This is a genomic window from Williamsia sp. M5A3_1d, from assembly GCF_053345315.1.
Map to the genome: position 1 here is coordinate 716195 of NZ_JBKEZX010000001.1, position 21847 is coordinate 738041.

At 64.4% G+C, this 21847-nt stretch carries 17 protein-coding genes; 14 read left to right on the forward strand and 3 right to left on the reverse strand.

Features of this window, described 5'->3' with window-relative positions; translation table 11 throughout:
* Nucleotide 1: 1 nt before the first annotated feature.
* The 6 genes from ACLBW1_RS03430 (at nucleotide 2) to ACLBW1_RS03455 (ending at nucleotide 10813) form a co-directional block, all read left to right on the forward strand.
* On the forward strand, nucleotides 2–2701 hold the full coding sequence (locus tag ACLBW1_RS03430; protein WP_447810092.1) for a hypothetical protein: 2700 nt from the start codon (nucleotides 2–4) through the stop codon (nucleotides 2699–2701).
* A 339-nt stretch (nucleotides 2702–3040) separates the two neighbouring features.
* Nucleotides 3041–5062: a hypothetical protein gene (locus ACLBW1_RS03435; RefSeq protein WP_447810093.1), complete on the forward strand. Its 2022-nt coding sequence runs from the start codon at nucleotides 3041–3043 to the stop codon at nucleotides 5060–5062.
* Nucleotides 5059–7884 carry a GAP1-N2 domain-containing protein gene (locus ACLBW1_RS03440; protein ID WP_447810094.1) on the forward strand — a complete coding sequence of 942 codons (2826 nt, stop codon included), beginning with the start codon at nucleotides 5059–5061 and terminating at the stop codon, nucleotides 7882–7884. The genes ACLBW1_RS03435 and ACLBW1_RS03440 overlap by 4 nt, the downstream gene beginning before the upstream one ends.
* 49 nt (nucleotides 7885–7933) lie before the next feature.
* Nucleotides 7934–8962, forward strand: a complete 1029-nt coding sequence (locus ACLBW1_RS03445; RefSeq protein WP_447810095.1) for a hypothetical protein — start codon at nucleotides 7934–7936, stop codon at nucleotides 8960–8962.
* Nucleotides 8959–10122, forward strand: a complete 1164-nt coding sequence (locus ACLBW1_RS03450) for a hypothetical protein (protein ID WP_447810096.1) — start codon at nucleotides 8959–8961, stop codon at nucleotides 10120–10122. The genes ACLBW1_RS03445 and ACLBW1_RS03450 overlap by 4 nt, the downstream gene beginning before the upstream one ends.
* Nucleotides 10123–10348: 226 nt before the next feature.
* Nucleotides 10349–10813: a hypothetical protein gene (locus ACLBW1_RS03455; RefSeq protein WP_447810097.1), complete on the forward strand. Its 465-nt coding sequence runs from the start codon at nucleotides 10349–10351 to the stop codon at nucleotides 10811–10813.
* A 66-nt stretch (nucleotides 10814–10879) separates the two neighbouring features.
* Here ACLBW1_RS03455 and ACLBW1_RS03460 read toward each other — a convergent pair whose 3' ends face one another.
* A complete protein-coding gene (locus tag ACLBW1_RS03460; protein ID WP_447810098.1) occupies nucleotides 10880–11581 on the reverse strand; it encodes a hypothetical protein in 702 nt (233 codons plus the stop codon).
* A 1237-nt stretch (nucleotides 11582–12818) separates the two neighbouring features.
* On the opposite strand from ACLBW1_RS03460, the gene ACLBW1_RS03465 reads away from it, so the two are divergent.
* Both ACLBW1_RS03465 and ACLBW1_RS03470 read left to right on the forward strand, forming a co-directional pair.
* Nucleotides 12819–13559: a lysophospholipid acyltransferase family protein gene (locus tag ACLBW1_RS03465; RefSeq protein WP_447810099.1), complete on the forward strand. Its 741-nt coding sequence runs from the start codon at nucleotides 12819–12821 to the stop codon at nucleotides 13557–13559.
* Between the two features lie 23 nt (nucleotides 13560–13582).
* Entirely contained in the window at nucleotides 13583–14335 is a 753-nt protein-coding gene (locus ACLBW1_RS03470; protein WP_447810100.1) for a 1-acyl-sn-glycerol-3-phosphate acyltransferase, read from the forward strand.
* Here the strand turns inward: ACLBW1_RS03470 and ACLBW1_RS03475 are convergent.
* Nucleotides 14317–14601: a hypothetical protein gene (locus ACLBW1_RS03475; RefSeq protein ID WP_447810101.1), complete on the reverse strand. Its 285-nt coding sequence runs from the start codon at nucleotides 14599–14601 to the stop codon at nucleotides 14317–14319. The two genes, ACLBW1_RS03470 and ACLBW1_RS03475, sit on opposite strands and share 19 nt — an antisense overlap.
* Nucleotides 14602–14723: 122 nt before the next feature.
* Between ACLBW1_RS03475 and ACLBW1_RS03480 the strand changes: the two genes are divergently transcribed.
* The 5 genes from ACLBW1_RS03480 (at nucleotide 14724) to ACLBW1_RS03500 (ending at nucleotide 20040) form a co-directional block, all read left to right on the forward strand.
* Nucleotides 14724–16736: an SDR family oxidoreductase gene (locus ACLBW1_RS03480; protein WP_447810102.1), complete on the forward strand. Its 2013-nt coding sequence runs from the start codon at nucleotides 14724–14726 to the stop codon at nucleotides 16734–16736.
* 203 nt (nucleotides 16737–16939) lie between these two features.
* The gene (locus ACLBW1_RS03485; protein ID WP_447810103.1) at nucleotides 16940–17164 is read left to right on the forward strand and encodes a hypothetical protein; all 225 of its coding nucleotides are present in this window, start codon (nucleotides 16940–16942) and stop codon (nucleotides 17162–17164) included.
* 80 nt (nucleotides 17165–17244) lie between these two features.
* Nucleotides 17245–18255 (forward strand): MvdC/MvdD family ATP grasp protein, encoded by a 1011-nt coding sequence (locus ACLBW1_RS03490; RefSeq protein WP_447810104.1) that lies wholly within the window; start codon nucleotides 17245–17247, stop codon nucleotides 18253–18255.
* Nucleotides 18252–19430: a cupin domain-containing protein gene (locus ACLBW1_RS03495; protein ID WP_447810105.1), complete on the forward strand. Its 1179-nt coding sequence runs from the start codon at nucleotides 18252–18254 to the stop codon at nucleotides 19428–19430. The genes ACLBW1_RS03490 and ACLBW1_RS03495 overlap by 4 nt, the downstream gene beginning before the upstream one ends.
* 103 nt (nucleotides 19431–19533) lie before the next feature.
* Nucleotides 19534–20040, forward strand: coding sequence for a hypothetical protein (locus ACLBW1_RS03500; RefSeq protein ID WP_447810106.1), 507 nt, complete (start codon nucleotides 19534–19536; stop codon nucleotides 20038–20040).
* A gap of 90 nt (nucleotides 20041–20130) precedes the next feature.
* Here the strand turns inward: ACLBW1_RS03500 and surE are convergent, their stop codons facing one another.
* Complete coding sequence (surE, locus tag ACLBW1_RS03505) at nucleotides 20131–20913, reverse strand: 5'/3'-nucleotidase SurE (RefSeq protein WP_447810107.1); 783 nt, start codon at nucleotides 20911–20913, stop codon at nucleotides 20131–20133.
* 59 nt (nucleotides 20914–20972) lie between these two features.
* Here surE and ACLBW1_RS03510 point away from each other — a divergent pair, with 59 nt between their 5' ends.
* Nucleotides 20973–21800: a DNA-formamidopyrimidine glycosylase family protein gene (locus ACLBW1_RS03510; protein ID WP_447810108.1), complete on the forward strand. Its 828-nt coding sequence runs from the start codon at nucleotides 20973–20975 to the stop codon at nucleotides 21798–21800.
* Nucleotides 21801–21847: the final 47 nt, after the last annotated feature.

A 21847-nucleotide genomic window follows, 5' to 3' on the forward strand; every position in this document is an offset into this window, starting at 1 on the left:
AATGACCGATCTGACCGTCTTCCTGGGCTCGTCTGCGGTGGGCGCAGCCGTCCTGGATGCACTCCGAGATCTGTCTGCGGGGGGCCTGACCGATAGGTTCTACTGGGTGGACAGCGGCGATGTCGTGAGTTCTTCCGTAGTGGCGCAAGAGGTCGACGCCGGTACTGCGCGGCGTGTGGATCTCGCGGACATCATCGCGTCCCGGAACCATGCACGCACCCGCCTCTGCGTGGTGGTCCCGCTCGTCGCGGGTGCGATGGCGCCGGCTGATTCGGCGATCGGGTTCGTGGACGACCTGCTCGCGACCTCCGCGGGTGCCGCGTCGATGACTCGTGTGCGCGCCATCGTCGCGCGGTCGGGATCACCTGCTGCAACCAGCATCGCGGTTGAGGGGTGGCACAACACCCTGATCGCAGCGGAGGATGCACGTGGGCCGAATGCGGGCCGTGTCGTTTTGAGTGACACGTCTGACGTGGTCGCTGTCGGTCGGCACACCGCTCCGGCGATCGCGAGCATCGTCGGGCTGTGGGGTGACATCGCCGACGGACCGTTTGACGCCGAACTCGCGGCGCCCGGGCAGGTGATCCGGGTCTGCCGCTCGTTCTACCGCAGATTCGACACCGACGACGCGGAGTCCGCCCTGCGGCGCGCGGTTTTCGACACCGGCAACACGTTGCCCGTTCCGCGTGGGTCCGCGGTGGGAAGTGTCCGCCACGTGGACGATCCTGCGCTCGCGGCGGATCAGATGGCGCGGGCTCTATGGACGAAGCATCGCGCAGTGCTGAGGTCCGCGCGCATCGCGCCGACGACCACGGCTCCGGAGAAGATCGGTGTTTGGGCCGCGATTAGGATGTTGGCGAGTTTCCTCGTCGCGGCGTTCAAGAACGCTCCGGGGCAGTGGTATGCATCGATCGTGCGGAGATCGTCCACCCGTGCTGCTCAGCTCGTACACACCACCGTCTACGGGACTGGCGACTCGGCCTACTCGGTCGTCGTGAACGGAATCGACGCGACCGGGTCCCCTGCGGATCTCGACCAGATCGGTGCGGCCGCCTCGCGCATGGACGATGCGTTGTCAGAGGTGGCCGGGGACCGCACGCATAGCGCATTGCCCGATCTCGGACCTGTGTGGGAAGACTTCGTCGGCGGTGCGATGACTCTGGCGGATGGTGGAGAGCGCGTGCAGGGCATGCCCCCGATTCAGATCGGCGCCCAGCGCGGCGTCCTGAGGTCTGTGTCGGACTGCGTCGCATCGGCGGAGGAGAAGTTCGACATCGCCGGGCCGGTCGCGGCCGTCGTCGGTTCGACGTCGATCGGAGCGAACGAGGGCCACCGGCTCACCGACCTCGCCAACCGCCTCCGTGCTGCGGAGGCGGACCCGATGGTCGGCGTGGCGGCGCGTGCGACGTTCGAGGAACTAAGGAAGTGGGCAGCGCGCCACAGCGCCAGCTACGGGGCCCGGGTTGGGTCCATCCTCCTCGGGGAGATCACCGCCTGCCGCCGCGAGATCCAAGGGCTCCTCGCCCGGATCGCGACCGGCGCAGCTCATGGCGACCCTGGCGCCGAGGCACAGAATCGGCAACGCGCGCTCGCGCGCTTGCTGCAGATCGTGAGTGTGGTCTTCGCGGTCGTCGTCGCGACCTTCGTGGTTCTCGCCGGGATCCGGATCGTCAATCCCCTTGTAGGAGCTGGCCTTGCGGTCGCAACTCTGGTCGTGTGGATGATCACAGTGGTGATCACTTTCGTCCGGGGCCAGCGGGATCTCTTCCAGGAGCTCTCGAGACGGCAGGCCGACGAAGCGCAATCCGAGGCGGACAAGGCCAACCTGCGTGCCGCCGTCCGCGACCTACGACGCATGGCTTTCGCGCACGGGCAGTACCAGTCCTGGGCGACTGTGGTCGGCGAGGTTCTTCGTCGTCCGTTCGGTGTGCATGACGACACCGAGAACATGTCGCCGCTGATCGGGTACGGTCTGCCTCTAAGCACGAAATTTGCTGTGGCACATCCTGATCAAGACGTCGTGGCCGACGCAGGTCTTCACTATCGACGCGAGTTGTTCACTGTCGGTTGGCTCGGTTCGGTATGGCAGGAGTGTCTTGTTTCGGCCGGTCGCGGGATAGGAGCGGTCGGCCAGGATGTGCGTGAGAACCCGCGTCTCATCTATTCCGAGCCCGGGGTCGGGTCTGGGTCAGCCCTGGACCTGTTCGCACGGAGGATCGTTGATGAGGCCGTCACCGACGAAGGTTCCGAGGCGCTGTGGTCCAAGGTCGTGGCTTCGCTGACCTCTCCAGGATCGGCAGTCGCTGCGACGTTGATTCAGCGGGTCACGACGGTGACCGATGGTGCGCTCCAGGAGTCGTCAATCGAGGATTTCATGGCCGGGATCGACTCAGAGGACCACGGAGTGCAGTACTTCGACGACGCATTGTTCTCCGATGTCGCTGTGGCCGCAGGAAGGAACCGGATCGCGACGACCTTCCGACGTGTAGTCCGCACCGGGCTGGGATCGGTTGGTGTCGCGACACAGCTGAGCGAAGCGCTTCCTGAGTTCGACTTCCGTTTCGTGACCACGGACCAGTCCGCGACGCCTCGACGCGGCGGGGTGGGCGCGAGCGCTGCGGACGATCCGTTCGAAGAGTCGTCCACTTCTCCGTCGACACCGGCAGGTGTCGAGGCTCCGGGGGCGGGATATGTCTTCTGACCTGGGTTTTGCAGGCGAGTGAGTTCGGTGACGGCGGAGAAGCGGCAGAAGGTCCTCCTGAACTGGCGATCCCAAGTCGAGGCCTCGGGTCTCGGGGTGCCGAGCGTGGAGGCGATTCAGCACATCGCAGCGAAGAACTATCTCGGAGTCGATGACTCCGACGAGGCAGTTGCGGTATGGCGACCGACACTCGAATGGTTGCTGCACCAAGTGAAGATGGGAGTGCACGATCCCGTGGCACAGATGCCGGATGAGCTCAGTCGACCTGCTGGCGAGGTTGCGCCGCCACCTCCCGCACCAAGAAAGGATTCCTCACCAGTTGCGTCGCCCGCCACGGCGATGGATGCCCTCAAGGCGTGGAGACGAGAAGGGATTGATTCGGCCCGTCGGGAGCTGGGCTCCCTGAAGGAGTCGTTCCTCGTACCGATCGCGCGGCTCGGACTCACGGAGGCGGACGAGATCAGGGAGAAGCTCCCGCCGTCTGCGCAGCCGCTTGCCGAGGAGATCGCGTCGGTGATGCGGGCGTTTGTCGGGTCGGGTCAGTCGGCCCCCACCCTGGTGCCGGACGAACCGCTGTCCGCGGATCCCTCGCTCACACCCCAGCCTGCCCCCGCGCCCGCACCGCCGGCAGCGACCGACCGAGCGGACCGGTCTCATTCCACGCCGGATGCGCTGGGCGACAGCGGAGTCGGACTCTCGCCCGACGACTTTGCCGAGTTCGACTTCACGACCTCCCCGGAGACCGTCCACTCCATCCGTGTGCGGGCCGGCGGGGCCGCAACGGCGGTGTCCTGGCCGCAGGCGCAGACCGCGGCCGGCCAGGTCGCGGTCTATCGACTGGTCTTCAGTGACGACTATCCGCCATACGCGCCAGAGAGGGCTGACTTCGTCACCGCGACGACGAAGTGCTCGGCGAGCTTCTCGATCCCGTTCACCTCTGCCGTACGCCATCTGCAGGTGTGGGTCAACATTGGGTCCGATACGGCGGACGCGGTCGCGGAACAGCCTGTCCTGCAGGCAAATCAGCCAATCGTCGCGCCGGTCACCGAGATCACGATCCGCGAGGACGAAGGTCGTGTCATCGGGGAGTGGTCGGTGTTTCCTGGGGTATCCGCGGTCCAGGTCTACCGGATCCCGATCGAGAGAGCGGCCTTCGGCGGCGACGACCCCCAGTATCGGATCCGCTCCGCGGACGCGAACCTGGGTGGGTTCGTTGACACCGGGGCAGAACGCGGTCGTCGGTACCTGTATCGGATGCGGGCAGAAGTCGAAATCGATGGCACAACAACCCTTTCGGCGCCCGCGCAGGCTGACGTCGAGGTGAAGGCCGTCCTCGAACCTGTCACCGATCTATCGGTGGCCTCTCCGAACGACCACGAGGATCTGAGTTTCGATCTGACGTGGACGGCGCCCGCAGCAGGAAAGGTGGTCATCTTCAGGACCACCGGAGGCCCGAACGCGGGATCGGACTCGACGGCCATCCCTGAGGGCTCACTCGCGCTCGCAGGTCTCTCGCCGGAAGACAAGCTCGCGCATCCGATTGTGGCAGGTGCCGACAGTGTGAGCGCGATGCGCGATGTGCCGTGGCCCCGCGAGTGGAACAGGGCCTACTTCACCGCGGTGACGGTTCTCGCGGGACAGGCGCGGGTGGGTTCGACCGTCTCGAAGACACGTACCGGTCGTCTCCAGGACGCGAGGGTCGTCGAACGGGTCCACAAGCAGATCGTCACATTCGAGTGGCCTGACGGGGCGGCTTCAGTGCTGGTGTACGTCGCGCCCCGGGGACACTCCGCTGAGGCGGGGGTCAGTGGGCATCCAATCGAGGTCACGTCGGGTGTCTACGAACGCTTCGGCGGTCTTCACCTGCCGAGTCCGCTCCCGAATGGGGGATGCGCCCTGCACCTCGTGCCCGTCGCGTTCTCGAACGCCCGTCGGGTCCTCGGCACGCCGATCACCCTGGACTACCCTGGCCTCTTACGGGTCTCCTATGACATCGAGGCCATCCGCAAGCGCGGAAAGGACTCCGGTCACGCCGTCGTGCGTATCGCGGCCGAGGTCGCCGTCGACGGATCACCACCTTTCGTCCTCGTGCACAACCTGGACCGCCTCCCGCTGAGCGCATTCGACGGCTCGGCGTTGTCTGTGACGCCGTTGGACCGACCCGATGTGCCCGCCATGCGACAGTTCTCACCTCGGCGACTCACGACAACCTTTGACGGCGAGCAGTACAAGGTCGACCTCCAGGGGCTCACCGGATTCGTCCGACTGTTCGCGCAGCTGCCCGCCGAGCGACTCCGCACGTTTGCTCTCCTCGATCCTCCGATGGCGAAGCTCTCGCTCGGGCAGTCGGGCCGACGATGATCAACGGCACAGGGACCGCCGATGTGGTGGCTGGCGTGAACGCGGTGTTGCGCGACGCGGCGCAGATGACCTACTCGTCATTCGACGACGGGTCAGGCGACGGCGGTGGTTGGCAGGTCAAGCAGACCGTGGGGGTTCTGAGCAATGCGGAGCAGATGGCGCTCAAGTACTGGGTGTCCACAACCTTCGACACGGTGGACCCTCTTCCCCAGTACCCCTCGCCCGAGGACATCTACGCCTTCCCCCGCCGGCTCGTCTACACGGCGATGGAGAGTGGACGAGTCGGTTTCTGGCACACGGCTCCGGCAGGGGCGGACGGTTCGGGGCGTCCCGGTAACGTCTTCGCGCACCTGATCCTGACCCGCGGGGGTGATCTCCACGATGAGGCGCTTCGTCCCATCGACCTATGGCGCTCGCCGGACTGGCTGACGCCATACGGACCCGCAGAGGTCACCGCTGCCGTCATCACGTCCCCGGGTGTGAGGCGAGGAACCGAGGTCAACCGCGACCGTGTCATCGACTTTCTCTGCGATCCGACGGAGTGGCGAGCGGGTGTCCTGGCAGTGCTGCTCGATGCCGCGGCGGCCGCGATCACCGGCGGACCCACTGTGGTCCTCGGCGTCGCGTCCGCAGATGCCGCTGCGATGTGGATAGGGTGCGTCACACACTTCATGTCGGCGCCGGTGGCGAAGTCGTTCCACTTCTCGACCTTCGAACGCGCGGACGATCTCCCCATCGTGATCGCTCGCGGCGTCCATCTTGTCGCAGTTCCTACTGCGGATCTCGCGCGCCTCGGTGAGGTCGAGAACCTGGTCGTCGTGTCCGGCGATGAGACCCCGGGTCTCGGCGATCTCGGCGGAGCTCCGCACACGACCTCCTCGGGCTCGGTGGTGGAGGTGACCCCATGGTCTGTCATGGCGCAGAGCGCACTGACTTCGACCGAGGTGGCGCACGACATCCTGCATAAGCAGGACGCCGTCGCAGCGGCTCTGGGTCCGGTCGAGACACATCCGGCATGGGCCGTCGCCATGGCGGTCGCCGCCACCGACGATTTGCACGACGAGCTCGTCGATGAGGCCGCCGCGGTCATCGCCCGCCACTCACCGGAGGGGTTGCGCTCCATCGCGGCGCTGGTCGACAGCGCGGCGAGTCTCCTTGGTCGCGCGATAGGTCAATCTGCTCAGGACGCGTGGGAGTGGCTGGACGGTGCGAAGCCGACCGCCGAGGGTTACTCCGTCAGCGTCGAGATGATTCTGGCCGTGTACGTGGAACGCGCACTCGCGGACGAGGACTGGCTGGTTGCCGGCGAGCGTGTGCCTGCGCTCCCGAGTCCTCCCCGGGCAGAATGGGTCCCACGCCACCTGGCAGACGTCGTCCGGCGACTGGTCGACCGTCTGTACGAGATGTTCGTTCGTCCGGATGCGAATGCGTCCATTCGACTCGTTCGGGTGCTGGACCTCTTGGTGCGGTGCGGGTGTATCGGCCCGACCGCAACTAATGTCGAGCACGGTTCCACCCCAGGCACTATGGCGCCGGATCAACTCCCTGTCATGGAACGCTGCCGGGTGATGTTCGATCGGTCGGTCGTGCCTATTCTGGTCTCGCCCGATGCAGACGGTTTCGTGGATCGATGCGGCTCGGTCAGCGCCAGGACCTCGGCGATGATCTTTATACCGGTGATCGCTGTCGCACCTGCGCTTCATCAGGGCGCTATAGGGTCGCGTCTGTCTACAGTGGTCCTGAGTTGGCTGCTCCCACAACTCCCTGACCCGCCCCGCACCGACAGCCTCGCGGATGGCATCGTGCGCCGGCCGGACCTCGTTCTCGCTGCGGAAGCGGCCTATATGGGATTGCACGGACAGCTGTCGTCGGCCCGACCGATGGCACGTTATGCACCTCTCGTGCTGACGCGGATGTGTGAGCAGTCGTCGAATCCGCTGGTCGTCCCGGCGGATCCGTCTCCCGTCTTTCGGTTCCCCTTCCGTGACGTTCGTCTGTTGAGTTCGCTGTTGGCCGGTGCATCAGACGCACACCAGAGTCTGTTGCCAGCGCGGTTTCTCAGCTCGCTCCTTGTTACGGAGCCCTGGTCATCAGATTTGCAGGATTTGGCGGTTCGTGCGGAATGGAATACGCCCGAGAACGGTCGGCGCCCGCTTGCCGATCCGTCTCCGTCTGATGTCGCCGGAGTTGCGATGGCGGCGATCCGGCTCCGATCTCAGTGGTCGGAGATCGGCGTCGAGGAACTTACGTCCCTACAACGACGGCTTCCGACTGTGTTGACGTCACTCAGATCGTTTACTCCGTCGGAATACGCGGCGGGAATCGCTAGGACCGTGACGATCACTGCGGTGGTTGCCATGACCATCGATCCCGAGGTTGATCTCGATCTCGATGTCTTGGAACCGATAGTTCTGCACGCGCATGCATCCGCTCGACCGCATCTGATCAGCTCGTTGTCGGAAATTGCGCGACGGCGGCTGATCGACCAAGGGCATCTGGCGGTCGCGGCGATCATGGGTACGGCGCAGCCATCCCGGCTCCCCACCCCCATCGAGCAGCTGTTCGGCTCACTCTTTGTCGAGGAGGACGACGGGGACCAGTCGCTGCTGGACGCGGTGGTGAACGATCTTGTCGAGCGGGGGGTCTATCGCGGACCCCATGACGTAGAGGAGGTGGAGGTGCTCCTCGGCTCCCGGATGAGGCTCATGTCGAATGACGGGGCCGACAAAGTGTTCGGGCAACATCGCAAGCTCATCCGGCACTGGCTCGACGATCGAGGGCTCGGTTCCGGCGGACTGATGTCCAAGCTGAGGCGCAAATGACAAGCCAACCAGTACTTGCATACGAATCCGATGATCGGGAGATGACCAGATGCCGACATACGTACTAGAAGGAAGCGGACGTGCTGTGTTCGCCACCCGACCGCTCGTCGCCTCGATGACGGTCACCGGGGCGTCTGGCGATGTCAAACTGGAGGTCATCCCTACAGGCGACGCGCGTGTGGACGTCGTGCGGCCTACGCCGACACTTGCGATCCTGCCCCGGATCGTCACGCCGGTCGTACTCCGCCTCGTGCCTGCCCCGGGCATCGCCGAGTTCCCGTTGGGCACCGAGGTCCATCTGGCGTTGACGGTCGAGGACCGATCCAACGCAGATCCAGACCCCGACCGCGCCGTGCTCGGTCCGATTGCGGTCGGCGGGGAGAAGAAGCTCGACGTGGTCACGATCGAACCCTCACCCGAGGGCCTGGTGATCGCAGCACTCCGTGCCGCACCCGATGTGGATCTCGGTGAGGTAGGGAACCGCGCTCGTAGTGAGGCGAGAGCTCTGGCCGGCGTCGATCAATTACCCGAAGCGGATCAGGTCGACCTCCGGATCGCCGTGGACCCGTCTGTTTCGATGCTGCCTGTCATGAACAGCGGACTCCTCGCGGCAGCATGTGACGTCGTCGTTGGTGTCGCGGCCGTGGTGTCACCCCGGTCAACGCCACGATTCTGCATCGCGACAGGATCCCCCGGTTGGATCGAGACTGACTCGCCCGCCGACGTACCCGGAGCGGTCGTCGCGGCTTTGCGCCGCTCGCCCATGGCAGTCGGGTTCGCGAGTGCTTCCGTAGCAGTACCCAGGGACACGAGAAAGTCTTCGTTCATCGTCGTCATATCGGACGCTGTACCCGCCGACTGGCCTGAACCCACGAGTGACTCCGCGGGCGGACCAGGCCGCCACCTCCTGGTCGCCGCAAAGGAGGGGCAGGCGGTCCCGGACGCCCGGCCCGCGACGACCACGGTGATGATCACGTCGCAGGCGACGCCCCCGACCGTTTCCCCCGAGTCCTTGCGGTCGGCGGTCGCGGGTTTGGTCGCTCAGTGTGGCGCCCTCACGGGAGGTTCGTACCTGTGACCAAGTGCCCGAGATGCTTCGCATGGATTCATCCGGACACCTACAAGTGGATGTGCCAGTCCGGCCGGTGCGAGACAGCCCCGGATCCGATTGCCACGGCGTTCACCGGCGGTCCTGTTTCCTCGGGTCCGTTGCTGTCCCTCGAGCGGGCGTCTGTGCATCGCGACTTCTGGCCGCCTCAGGCTGAGGCCGCGCAGTGTCCGGAATGCGAGGTCACTGCGCCCGAGGTCTGCTCGGTCTGCCACTACGTGTATCCGGCTGGCTGGAGGTCGGCGCAGGCGACCTGTATCGCGATGGCGGGCGCGCGTGCGACGGGGAAAAGCTTCTTCGTAGCTGTGGGAATCCAACAACTCGAGACCGCTCTCGAGCGACTTGGTGCGTCGCTGGAGCCTGCGACAACCGCGACCCAAGAGACCTTCAGAAAGGTTTACGTCGAGCCGCTGTACGAGAAGCGGGGTCTGTTGGCCGTTACCCGCAAGGCTGAGGTGGAGGGGTCACATCAACGGGAGCCCTTGATCTTCCGCATCGGCGTGTGGGGCGGGGTGACGCGGTATCTCGTAATGCGTGATGTAGCAGGGGAAGATCTCGAGGACGTCGAGGCGGGAGGGACGAATTTCGGGTTCTTCGCCCACGCCGATGCGGTCTTCTTCATGTTCGACCCGCTGAAGTCGCAGGAGATCAGGGATCAGCTCCAGGATCTCATCCCCTCGCAGCAGCGGCTCGGCGGCGACCCGAAGACGGTCTTGAACAATCTGTCTCGGCAGATCGCGTCCGGTCGTCCGAAGGTGGCGGTGATCCTCTCGAAGTTCGACGCACTCCAAGCATTGGAAAGGGTGGAGGGTTCGGAGTGGGGGCAGGTCATGTCAAACCCCGGTGCGGCGTTTCACCGGGAGCCGGTCCAGACGCAACAGTACGACGACAACGACGGACTGTTGCTTCACCACGAGACGAGAAGCCTCCTGATGAAGTTGCATGCAGGACCGATCGTGGCTGCCGTCGAAAGCAGAAGCGGGGGAGTCGATTCGCCGAATCACCGATTCTTCGCCGTGTCGGCCTTAGGTGACTCGCCGGTCGGCGAGTTGGTCAACGCCAAGGGGATCGCGCCGTTCCGGTGCACCGATCCCATTCGGTGGGTACTGGCCGGAAACGGCGTCTTGTGAGCTGTGACAACACGATCAGAGAGATCAGATGATGAGCAATCCATTCAGTGCAGGTGACCCATTCGGGCCTTCTCGCGGGCGGTCAAACGATCCGTTCGGGGCACAGGCAGGCCTCGGGTCTCCACCGCCGATCCCGACGGGCTCGTTCGCCGCAGATCCTTTCGGCGCCGGCTATCCGTCGACGCTCTCGGGCGCGGCCGCTGCGGGACCGGGGTTGCCTGTGGCTGTGAGCGCGGTCACCCGTGTGCCGAACACGATCTGGGTTGGTTTCGGTGCGATGCTCGCGGCGGCCGTGGTCTGCCTCGTGTCCGCGGTGATGCTGATCTCCTGGGTTCTGGACCTGAAGGGCCAGGCCACGAACGCCGCAGACGGATTGCTGTCCGAAGATCCCACCGGCATCTCATCGGCCCAGGTCGGCTCGTGGGCGCAGAATGTCGCGACGTCGGTGAGCTTGACGATCGCCGGTCTGATGATCGCGACCGCGTCTGTATATGTCGTCATCGCGTTCCTCACCAAGGCCGGAAGAAACGGCGCGCGGGTCACCGCTACCGTGTTGGCCGCCTTCTCTGTGTTCGGATTCCTTTTAGGGCCCCTCGCTATCGCAATCGTGATGCTCGGAGTCTTCGCGGTGGTGATGCTCTGGCTCCCGCAGTCGTCGGCGTACTTCCGCTCTCGCCGCGCTATCCGGTAGGCGCGGCGATCAGATAGCTCGTCGGTGACCGCCTTGTGTCCGTGCGCAGTGACCGCCGCACTGACGTCACCTGCGGCATGCCGTTCCCGCCAGTCGTGGTGACCATTTGAGCACCCAGTTCGAGAGTGTGTCGATGAGGCGCACACCGGAGGCGAATGTGCCGTCGTCGGGCCTTGCGGCGATGGCGACCCCAATGTTCGCCCCGCGAGCGGGGATAACGGCCATCTGGCGCACGAGATAGCGACCGTCGGCATCGGGGCCCCATCCGCCTTTCGCGGCCATGCCGCGGGCAGCAAGCCCCCATCGCTGAGATGTAGTGATCTTGCGCATGAGCTCGTAGACAAAGCGTGCGCCTCTGATGCACCGCATGTGCGCCGCCCACGAAGCCTGCTCAGCGATCGGCCACATCGTTTGACCGAAAGCTGTGAAACCAATGCGGATCCTCTCGGTCTGTACCCGGGTCGTCGTGTCTCCGCCCGCCGCGAGTACGTTCTCGACATCGCGCCCGGCCGACGTCGGCGCGCCCAGCTCGCTCCACAATGATTCCGCGGCCGAATTATCCGACTCAGTGATCGCAGCTTCAACAAGACCGGCGGTCCGGGCGTCGCCCGAGGCGCTCGTGGCGGCTAAGGCCAAGGGGACCTTGATCGTCGACCAGGCCGTGATCGGGACGTCTGCTCCGAACCGGCGCACTCCTGCGTCGGTTGCGATCGCCACCCCCAGGAGACCATCAGAGTCGGCCTCGATCCGGGCGAAGTCGGCAGACATCTGGTCGAGAACGCGTCTACCCGACGCTGACGGCGGATGGATCTGTGATCGCATAGTCGAGCTTGCCGGTCGTGCAGGGGAGGTTACATCGAGTGCGATTGGTGGTTCTGTGGCGCAACCGGTGCACGCGACCATCAAAGTGCAGAGTGAGGACAGGGTGAATCGCGTTGTCAATGCAACCATGTCAGTAGATGTACACCCGTGCGTTCTTACCGCCCTGGCAAGTGTTCCACGGATCGCCACCCAGAACTTGGCACTGCATCACGAAGTCGTCGCCGCTGCACCGAGCGCCCGTCGTCAGACACGAGACTGTGCCCGCAGCGGTGATGGTGCGTGGCGCAGGCGACGGTGTCGAGTTCGCCGAGAGGTATGCCCTCAGCACGCTAGCCGCGAAGGCGCACGAGGTCTCCTCAGATCCGCGAGCGGAGTGGGTTCCCCAGTCGCTTCGACCGGGTGTCGAGTACCCAGAGCTGCAGTCGACCCCAAATGTATCGGCACCCGCTACCGGTGGCGGTGCGATCACCGGCCGAGTCGACGGCGCTGCCGCCAGTTCAGACGTATCGTTTGTCTCGGTCGAAGGTGGGGTGGTTGTCTGCTCGATCATCGAAGCGGCTGACTCGGATTTTGGGCGGTCACTTGCCGAAAAAGCTCCTGCGACAACCACGCCGACCAGCGCAAACGCGGCAGCCATCGAGATCGCAAGTACTCGAATACGTTTGTGTCGCTGCGACTTTGTCTCCCCCCCGGCAGCAGTGTCCGTTGCGTTCGGCCAACCCGGGAACACTGGCGCCGGGTAGTGCTGGCGCCGCGGCTCGGAGAAATCGGGTTCTCCCGGCGGCTGCCGTTCACCATCGGACATCCACCAACCTCCTGACCTCGCGGTTGCGTCGGCGCCGAGCGCACGACCGCACGAACTCTCCTTCAGTTCGACGTTAGACGATCTGTTCCGCTGGCCACAGGTCAGTGAGAAAAGACGACTTTTGGAGCGCTTATTCGGCGACATTGGTCCGGACGCCGACCTTCACGACGAGGCGATCGCCTCAACGGCGGGCGGGGAGGCGGTTACCGGGGGCCGTGGAAGCGGCTCCTGAGCGATCGGGCGGGATGGTCGCGGTTGCGTCGGGTGCGGCTGTGTCTGGTGCAGGGGTTGACCGGCGCGATACGCGGAACTCATCGGTGATGTCGTCACGGGAGCGGAGAATCCGGCGAAAGCCGAAACCTACGGTACCGTAGGTTCATGGCAACGACGCCGCCCATCGCGGTGACCCTGGACAACGTCGACGAGGTGTACGGCTACTACGCCGTGCATCGGCAACCCCGCCTGAAGGCGCGATTCGCCTACATCGCGCTCGCGGCCAAGTTCCGTCCGCGGGTGTCGTACGAGGGCGACGCGCGGGCGGAGCTCGTGCAGGCCGTGAGGGGCCGGGTCAGGCTGGTCATCTGCATCAATCATCTCGCCGACACCGACCAGTACATCGCGGCCGCCGCCGTCGCGCGCTCGCCGATCCGAGCGCTGATCGGCCACATCCGGGTGTTGGCGAAGAACGATCTGTTCGACGATCCCCGGCAACGCGCGAACCTCGACATGATGGGGTGCATCCCCGTCTTCCGTGCGCGCGACAACCACCCAGAGACCGCGGCGGCGGCGAGCCGACGCATGATCGAGGTGTGTGTCGACCGCGGTGTCGCCGGCGACAGCATCGCGGTGTTCCCCGAGGGCACGCGCAACGACGTCGACCCGTCGACGCTGCTGCCCCTCGCATCCGGGTTCGCGCAGATCGCCGTGGGCATCGCCGCGCAGGCGCCGGTCGCGGTGGTCCCGATGGCGATCGCCTACCGATCCGGTACCCGGGTCGGCGCCGAGGTGGTGCTGGGTCGCCCACGCGTCGTGTCCGAGGACGAGGCGGTCGCCGACGTGGCCGGTGCGCTGCGTGATCGCCTGCAGCACGCGGTCGATCTCGCCCGGTCGACGCACTGACTCGAGGAAGGCAGGGGCCACCGGTGGACGTCACCCTGGAGAACGCCGACGAGGTCTACGCCCACTACGCCGTGCACCAGCAACCGGTGATGCGGGCGCGGGCCGCCTACGGTTACCTCGCCGCCAGATACCGGCCCAGAGTCGGGTACCAGGCGGACGCCCGTGAGCAGATCCGTGCGCTGCTGAGAAGTGACGTGCGATGCGTCGTGTGCGCCAATCATCTCTCCGACACCGACCAGTTCGTGCTGGCCGCCACCGCATTCCGGTCACCGCTCCGACGACGGATCGGACACACCCGTGTCCTGGCCAAGGACGAGCTGTTCGCCGACGCGAAGCAGCGAGCGCAGATCGACATGATGGGTGGGATACCGGTCTTCCGCCCCAGGGATCACCAGATGCGGGCCGCCGTCGCGGCGGGTCGACTGATGATCGATGTCTGCGTCGAGCGGGCGGCCGCCGGGGGCGACAGCATCGCGATCTTTCCCGAGGGGACCTGCAACGAGAACCCGGCGGTGTTGCTGCCCATCGCGAGCGGGGTCGGACACATCGCCTCGGGCATCGCGCGGCGGACCCCGGTGGCGATGGTGTCGATCGGTATCGCCTACCCCGATGCGAGTCGCCGCGACGCCGAGGTCGTCATCGGTGAACCCCGCACGATCGCCGCCACCGACACGCCCGCCGCGATCACCCGCGGCGTGCGGGTCGACCTGCAGCACACCGTCGACATCGCGCGCGAGCGGCTCGCCGACCGGGCCCGTCAGCCCCGGTCGAGGTAGAAGTCGGCCGTCTCGGTCGCGACGGCCGCCACGTCGCGCGCGGTGTCGGTGTCGATGTCGTGCTCGGAGTGCAGGGCCGCGGCCAGCGCATCGCCGCGCAGATCACGGGTGCGCAGCAGATCCCACGCCAGCTCCACCAACCGCACCGAGGTGGGGTGATCGAGGGTCGGACGGTTCGACCTCAGCGCCGTGGCGGCCCAGTCGGCGTCGAAGGTGCCCCGCGGCGGTCCGAAGACGCGCTCACCGGACGAGTAGGGATCGGACACCTCGCGACCGTATCAACACTGTGGCCGATCAGGGATTTGGCGAACTCCGTCCACCGGTACCGCCGGGTGGGTGACCATTGAGCCCGACAACGTGCCCGTAATGCAACGAACGTGGAGACATCATGTCCACCTACATCGTCACCGGTGCGACCGGCTTCCTCGGACGTCGGGTCGTCGCCCGACTTCTCGAGCGTGAACCCGCCGCAACCGTCCACGCGCTCGTGCGCGCCTCGTCGGTCCCGCGGATCGAGCGGATGGCCTCGGAGTGGGTCGGCGGCGATCGCGTGCACCCGCTCGTGGGTGATCTGACGCAGCCCGAGCTCGGGCTCGGCGACGAGCCGCCCGCGGCCGATCACATCATCCATCTCGGTGCGGTGTACGACATGACGGCGTCGGCCGCTCAGTCCGAGGCGGCGAACGTGCAGGGCACGAGGGCGGTCATCGACCTCGCCCTGCGTCTCGACGCCGTGCTCCACCACGTGTCGTCGGTGGCCGTCGCCGGCGATCACGCCGGCCCGTTCACCGAGGACGACTTCGATCTCGGGCAGGGGCTGCCGTCGCCGTACCACGAGACGAAGTACATGGCGGAGAAGATGGTTCGCGACGCCGTCGGGCTGCGGTGGCGGGTCTACCGGCCGGCGATCGTGGTCGGCGACTCCGAGACCGGCGAGATGGACAAGATCGACGGTCCGTACTACTTCTTCACCGCGATCAGGCTCCTCGGGGCGCTGCCGCAACTGCTGCCCGCGGTGGTGCCCGAGGTCGGCGACACCAACGTGGTCCCGGTCGACTACGTGGCGTCGGCGATGGTGGAGCTCATCCACGCCAGCGGACTCGACCACCGCGCGTTCCACCTGGTCAACCCGCGTCCGCAGTCGACCCGCGAGATCTTCGGTGCACTGGCCAAGGCGGCCGGCGCGCCGACCGTGGTGGGCTCGGTGCCCGCACCCATCTCGACCGGAGCGCTGCGGCTCAGTGAACTGCCGGGCATCAAGATCGCCCGCGACCTGCTCCTCGATCAGGTCGGGATCCCGCCGGTGGTGATCGACCACCTCACCTTCCCGTCGGTGTTCTCGTCGGAGAAGACGCAGAAGGCGTTGGCGGGCAGCGGATTGGCCGTCCCCGAGTTCGGCGACTACGCCGACGTGCTCTGGCGCTACTGGTTCACCGAACTGGACCCGAACCGCGCGCGTCGCCCCAATCCAGCGGGCGAGCTCGCCGGGCGCCGGGTGATGATCACCGGTGGCTCGTCGGGCATCGGGCTGGCGACGGCGCACAAGGCGGCACGACGTGGTGCCCGGGTCATCCTGGTGGCCCGCGGGGTCGAGGATCTCGAGGCGGCCGTCGACGAGATCCGCGCGTCCGGGGGCGACGCCCATGGCTATCCGTGCGACATCACCGACGACGAGTCGGTCGACATGATGGTGAAATCGGTTCTCGACGAACACGATCACGTCGATTTCCTCGTCAACAACGCGGGCCGGTCGATCCGGCGCGGGGTGGTGTACTCGACCGAGCGCATGCACGATTTCGAACGCACCATGAGCGTCAACTACTTCGGCGCCGTGCGGCTGGTGCTGGCGCTGCTGCCGGGGATGCGGGAGCGACGGTTCGGCCACATCGTGAACATCTCGTCGATCGGTGTGCAGACCAAGGTCCCGCGCTTCTCGGCGTACGTGGCGAGCAAGGCCGCGCTCGACGCGTTCAGCGACGTGATCGCCTCGGAGGTGCACGACGACGGCATCACGTTCACCTCGATCAAGATGCCGCTGGTGCGGACACCGATGATCGCGCCGACGACGATCTACCAGTCGTTGCCGACGTCGTCGCCGGATGACGCCGCCGACATGGTGATCCGCGCGCTGGAGAAGCGGCCGGTCCGCATCGACACCCCGGTCGGCACCATCGCGGAGTTCACCGGGATGTTCGCGCCGCGTTTCAAGAACGCCCTGCTGCACCAGGCCTATCGACTGTTCCCGGAATCGGCCGCGGCCAAGGGCGAGAAGCCGGTGGAGTCGTCGAGCGCGGACAAGGGTGGCAAGAAGTCGTCGCGTCCGCCGGTGCCGGTCCCCAACGCGGGACTCCCGGAGTCGGCCAAGCGCATCGCGCGGCTCATCCCCGGCGTCTACTGGTGAGCTCAAGAAACCACTCTGTTTCGCGGACGCGCCGATACACGAGCAACGGTGTGGCGCTTGAGTGAAGGTCAAGCGGCGACTCTACGCAGCCTCGGTACCCAGGATCAGCAAGCAAGACATTTTTGTCCACTGAACGGGTTATAGCGACTAGCAGAGCCGTCTGGAACCGTCGGGTATTCAACCACGATGAAGAAGGAGACTTCATGAAGGTCGATTACCTGATCAAGCCGGGAGAACCGGGGTTACCGCTCATTGCGGCGGCACCGGTCCGACTCACGATGAACGAATCGGAGGGCGAACCGCTTTCGCATCTATACGACGCGGCCACTCAGGAGACGATCGGTCGGATGGAGCAGTCCTACTGCAACATCGACGAAAGTATCGGAGTGCCCTTTAACTCTACGGCAGACTCCAAGAAGGACGACTGACCCACTCAAGCGACGAGCGCAGGAAGGCGGAGGCGACTGCCTTCGCCTTCCTGCGGCCATGAAATTGGGAGCGCTAATCTATGGGTGAACCAAAAGTCCTTGCAATCACAAGTCAACCAGACACGCATCTGAATGGGGTCCTTCGAGAGCTAGCTGCGGGCGGTCTCGAAATGATTCGCTTGAATAGCGACGACCTATTTACCAACTGCGTTGTTGATCTGACTCCCGCTGATGGGTCCGGTCGAATTTCCATAATTGATAGCGGCCAGTCGTTCGAAATCGAAGATGTAGTCGCTGTCTGGTACCGGAAACCTGAAACTCCGTCTATTGCGCACCTCGCGGTTGACGAATTCGCGGAAAAGCAATTCTTCGAGGCGGAAGCGTACGAAGCCATGCTAAGTATCTATTCGGTGCTGCAAGATGTCCCGTGGATCAACAACCCCCTCACCACGCGTCTTGCATTTCGTCGATTCCACCAGCTAAGAGTTGCAAAGACGCTGGGCTTTCGCACGGTGCGGTCTCGATTTTCGAACGATGAAGACGCGGTCTTGGATTTTGCTGAGGGGATTCAGGGTCCAGTGGCGTTAAAGTCTCTCAGCTCGCTTTCGGTTAGTCGAGTTGCGGACTCAAACATCGAAATTATGAATCAATACGGAATTCTCACTAGAACCATTGATCAACGAGAGCTTTTGGCGTTACGGGCTAGCATCGGGGCCATGCCTACATTTGTGCAGGAGTACATCGACAAATCGGCCGACCTCCGGGTTGTGTGTGTGGGTCGGGAGGTCTTTGCCTGTCGGATCGACAGTCAGGTCGATGACCTCACACGGTTAGATTTCAGGATAGGTACTAAGAGGTTAAGCCACGAGATAATTGATCTTCCAGATCAGTTAATCGTCAAGATACAAATGTTTCTCGAACGGCTGAATATTGAGTTTGGATGCTTCGACTTCCTGGAAGACGGAGATCGTGAACCCTACTTCTTAGAATGCAATCCGAATGGTCAGTGGTTATGGATCGAACAGCAAACCGGTGCGCCGATTAGCTCGGCGGTCGCCAAACACCTCACGGATCTGGCCGGATCGCGATGAGCAAAGACTCAATTAGTGAGGGAACCCTTCTCCGTCTCCTTGACCCGGTCACGCCGGGCGAATTTTTCAATTCTTATCACGGTCTGTCTCCTTTGCATGTGGGGCGAAAAGACAAGCGGTACTTTGCGGATATGCCCACGTTGGACGACATTGATTCGATTCTCACCACAACCGTCGTGAAAACGGATTCTGCGAACGGGCAGTTGGTACGGACCACGTCGCCTGATACTACGGAGAAATTGTCTTTCCCATACCGGAATGACGGCCGAATTGATATCCAAGCTGTTTATTCTGCTTACGCAGACGGGTATACGCTAATCATAAACTGTGTCGAGAAGAGGTCCGCTGCGGTAGCGGTCATCTGTCGCAATTTGGAAGCCGAGCTCGGCTGCCGTGTGAGTGCGAACATCTATTTGACGCCGCCAGCATCGCAAGGGTTCGTGGCGCATTTCGATTCGCACGACGTCTTCATAATTCAACTGTCGGGGTCCAAGAATTGGCGTGTGGGGCATATGCCATACGTCGGGGAGCGCGAGCCAGGCTTGGCGCGCCCCGATTTCTTGAATGAGTCGTGGAAGAGGGTGCTTAACTCAGGGGACACGATGTACTTACCGAAGGGCTGTCCACACCAGGCCTTGACCGGGGAACGCTCGTCATTACACATCACCTTTGGAATCGTGCCGTTATCGTGGTCTGACTTGGGGGTCGATGAAACGTTAGTTGATAAATTCCCCGTGCCGCTGACGCTCGAGGAACTTATGTGTACAAATGACCTATCGAATAGTTCCCTGTCGAAAGCCGTAAGCGGGCGTCAGCGGGCCGAGTACGTCAGCCAGTACTTTGACAGATTTACTTCGCGTTCGGGACACTTTAAATCCCTAGACCTGCTGGCTCATATTACGACTGACTCTTTGATTGAAAGATCAATTTCGGGCACGATTCGTTTTCGCTACGACAGTGGCTTCACGCGCATCGATTATCCCGGAGGCCTTATATCGCTTCCGGTCCTACCTCCTCCCGCAGTGGTGTTCCTGAAAAATACTCGTCGGTTCGCCATAAAAGATCTTCCGGGGTTTGTTGACGACGCAGCTAAAATTGAGTGCGTAGACACTCTAATCCGAGGAGGACTGATGCATCTTTGGGAAGATCTACAGGCTCGCGAATCGATACCGTGATACTGCCTCTTAGCGTGACCGGGAAAGATGATCGTGGATCAGGTTCGTCGACTCAACTGTTCAGAGGACTGTTGTCGTGAACCACGTTATATAAGCTATTGCCATGACTTCGGTTAGAGAAATTTTGATCGAGCGCCTTCACTCGCAGCTCGCACTGCAGCACGGCGAATTAGGGTTCGATTGGGGAGTTTTTCCGAGCTCTGACACCCCGATGGCAACTTGGATGCGGGATGGCACGGTGTTCTTCCACGTAAGCGATGAAATCGAGAAGCTCACCGTGCGTGTCGCTCTTGTAAGTAATCTGAGTGTTAGTGAAGGCATTTTGGATTGGATACACGAAAGAAACTCGAAACAATTTGCGGGGCACTACTGGCTGCGCCCAGGTGCTGATGAAGCGCACTGGCAGCTTGTATGCGAGCTGAAGTTTCCTTGGGTGTGGATTGACGAGCACCTCGCGGAGGTCATCTTGCAGTCATGCCCTGGGTTGGGTGGGGTTTTGAACGGGGCCATCGCGACGGAGTTTATGGCCAGGTTTGGCGGCGAGTCTTGGTGGAACTCGCAAGGCGACGCGGATTTTATGAATTCTCAAGTTCTCGCATTGATGGACTGAATAACGGCAATAATGTTTGGTCTTGATGCCGCGGGCCGGATGATCGCTGGTTTACTCCGATGTTCCGGCGTCGAATGGGACGCTTTCCAATCAGCGCCAGGTGATGTCGGCGTCGGCGAGGCGCTCGAGCCGGACTGCGACCTCGGCGTCGAGATGTCCACTCACCGGCACGATGCTCAGGCTGATGTCGCCGCCGCGGATGGTCGCGACATCGGTGCCCGGCAGCGGTTCGGGGCCGGGTTCGAAGGTGAGTGCGTAGTCCGGTCCGTCGCCGGTGTAGCCGATACGCCCCATCGGGAAACGATCCGGGGTGGTGGCCACGAGCCGTGCTCCCGCATCGTGCTCGGGTGCGGGCACGTTGACATTGAGGACTGTCCCGTCGGCCACGAGTCGCCTCGGTTCGGCCCAACCCAGCAGCGCCACGACCACTTTCGTCGTCGCGTCGAACTGATCCCTCTCGGGTTCGGTGGCCCACGGCAGGTCGGTCGACACCGCCACCGCGGGGACGCCGAAGCTCGCGGCGGTGACCGCAGCACCCACCGTGCCCGAGAAGTGCACCGCCTGACCCGCATTCGCACCGGCGTTCGCACCGGAGACGACGATGTCGGGGGCGGCGTCCGCGAACACCTGGGAGAGCCCGAAGATCACCGAGTCGGCGGGTGACCCCTCGACCGACCACACGTCACCCACGCCGTCGGGACGGGTGACGGTGAGGTCGCGACCGGCGCTCAACCGGGCGCTGGCCCCGCTCTGGTTGCCCGACGGCGCCACGACGGTCACCGTGTGCCCGGCCCCGCGGAGTCCCTCGGCCAGGGCGGTGATGCCCGGTGCCTGCCATCCGTCGTCGTTGGTCAGCAGGATGCGCAGGCTCATGGACACGACGCTATCGGCCGCCGGACACGCGACGCACGCGGGCCGGGCACGATGGGGGAGTGCCCGAAGGTGACAGCGTCTATGTGGCCGCCCGCAAGCTCGACGTACTCGTCGGCCGCGTGGTGACCCGCGGCGAGTTGCGCGTCCCCCGGCACGCGACCGCCGACCTCTCCGAGCACACGGTGCTCGGCCTCGACACCCACGGGAAACACCTGCTCACCCGGTTCTCCGACGACCTGACGCTGCACACGCACATGCTGATGAGCGGCACCTGGACCGTCTCCAGGGCCGGCAAATGGCTGCCGCGTGACCTGATGGCCGAGGTGCGGGTGCTGCTGCGCACCGCCTCGGCAACCGGTGGTGAGGGCCCCGCGGCGTACGGCATCTCGATGCCGATCGTCGAACTGATCCGCACCCGCGACGAACACACCGTCATCGGACACCTCGGGCCCGATCCGCTGCGCGCCGACTTCGACGCCGACGAGGCCGTGCGCCGGATGACGGCCGAGCCGGGTCGGGCGGTGTCGGCGGTCCTGCTCGATCAGCGGTGCGTCGCCGGCTTCGGCAACCTCTGGGTCAACGAACTGTGCTTCCTGCGTGGACTGAACCCGTGGACACCGATCGGCGAGGTCGACGTGCCCGCACTCCTCCGCCTGGGCCGCACAGCCCTCCACCACTCGGCGACGGTGCGCGGCGCCTATCAGGTCACCACGGGCAACAGTCGCCGCGGAGAGCAGCACTGGGTCGCCGGGCGACGCGGTCGGCCGTGCCTGCGGTGCGGTACACCCATCCGGGTGGTCGCCGAGGAGCCCAACGATCCCGAACGCCGCCGCACCTGGTGGTGCCCGCGGTGTCAACCCGGCCCCGACGCCCCACCGCGACGGTGATCCCGCAGTAGATCCGCACGTGCGGATCAAAAAGCCGACTGGCGACG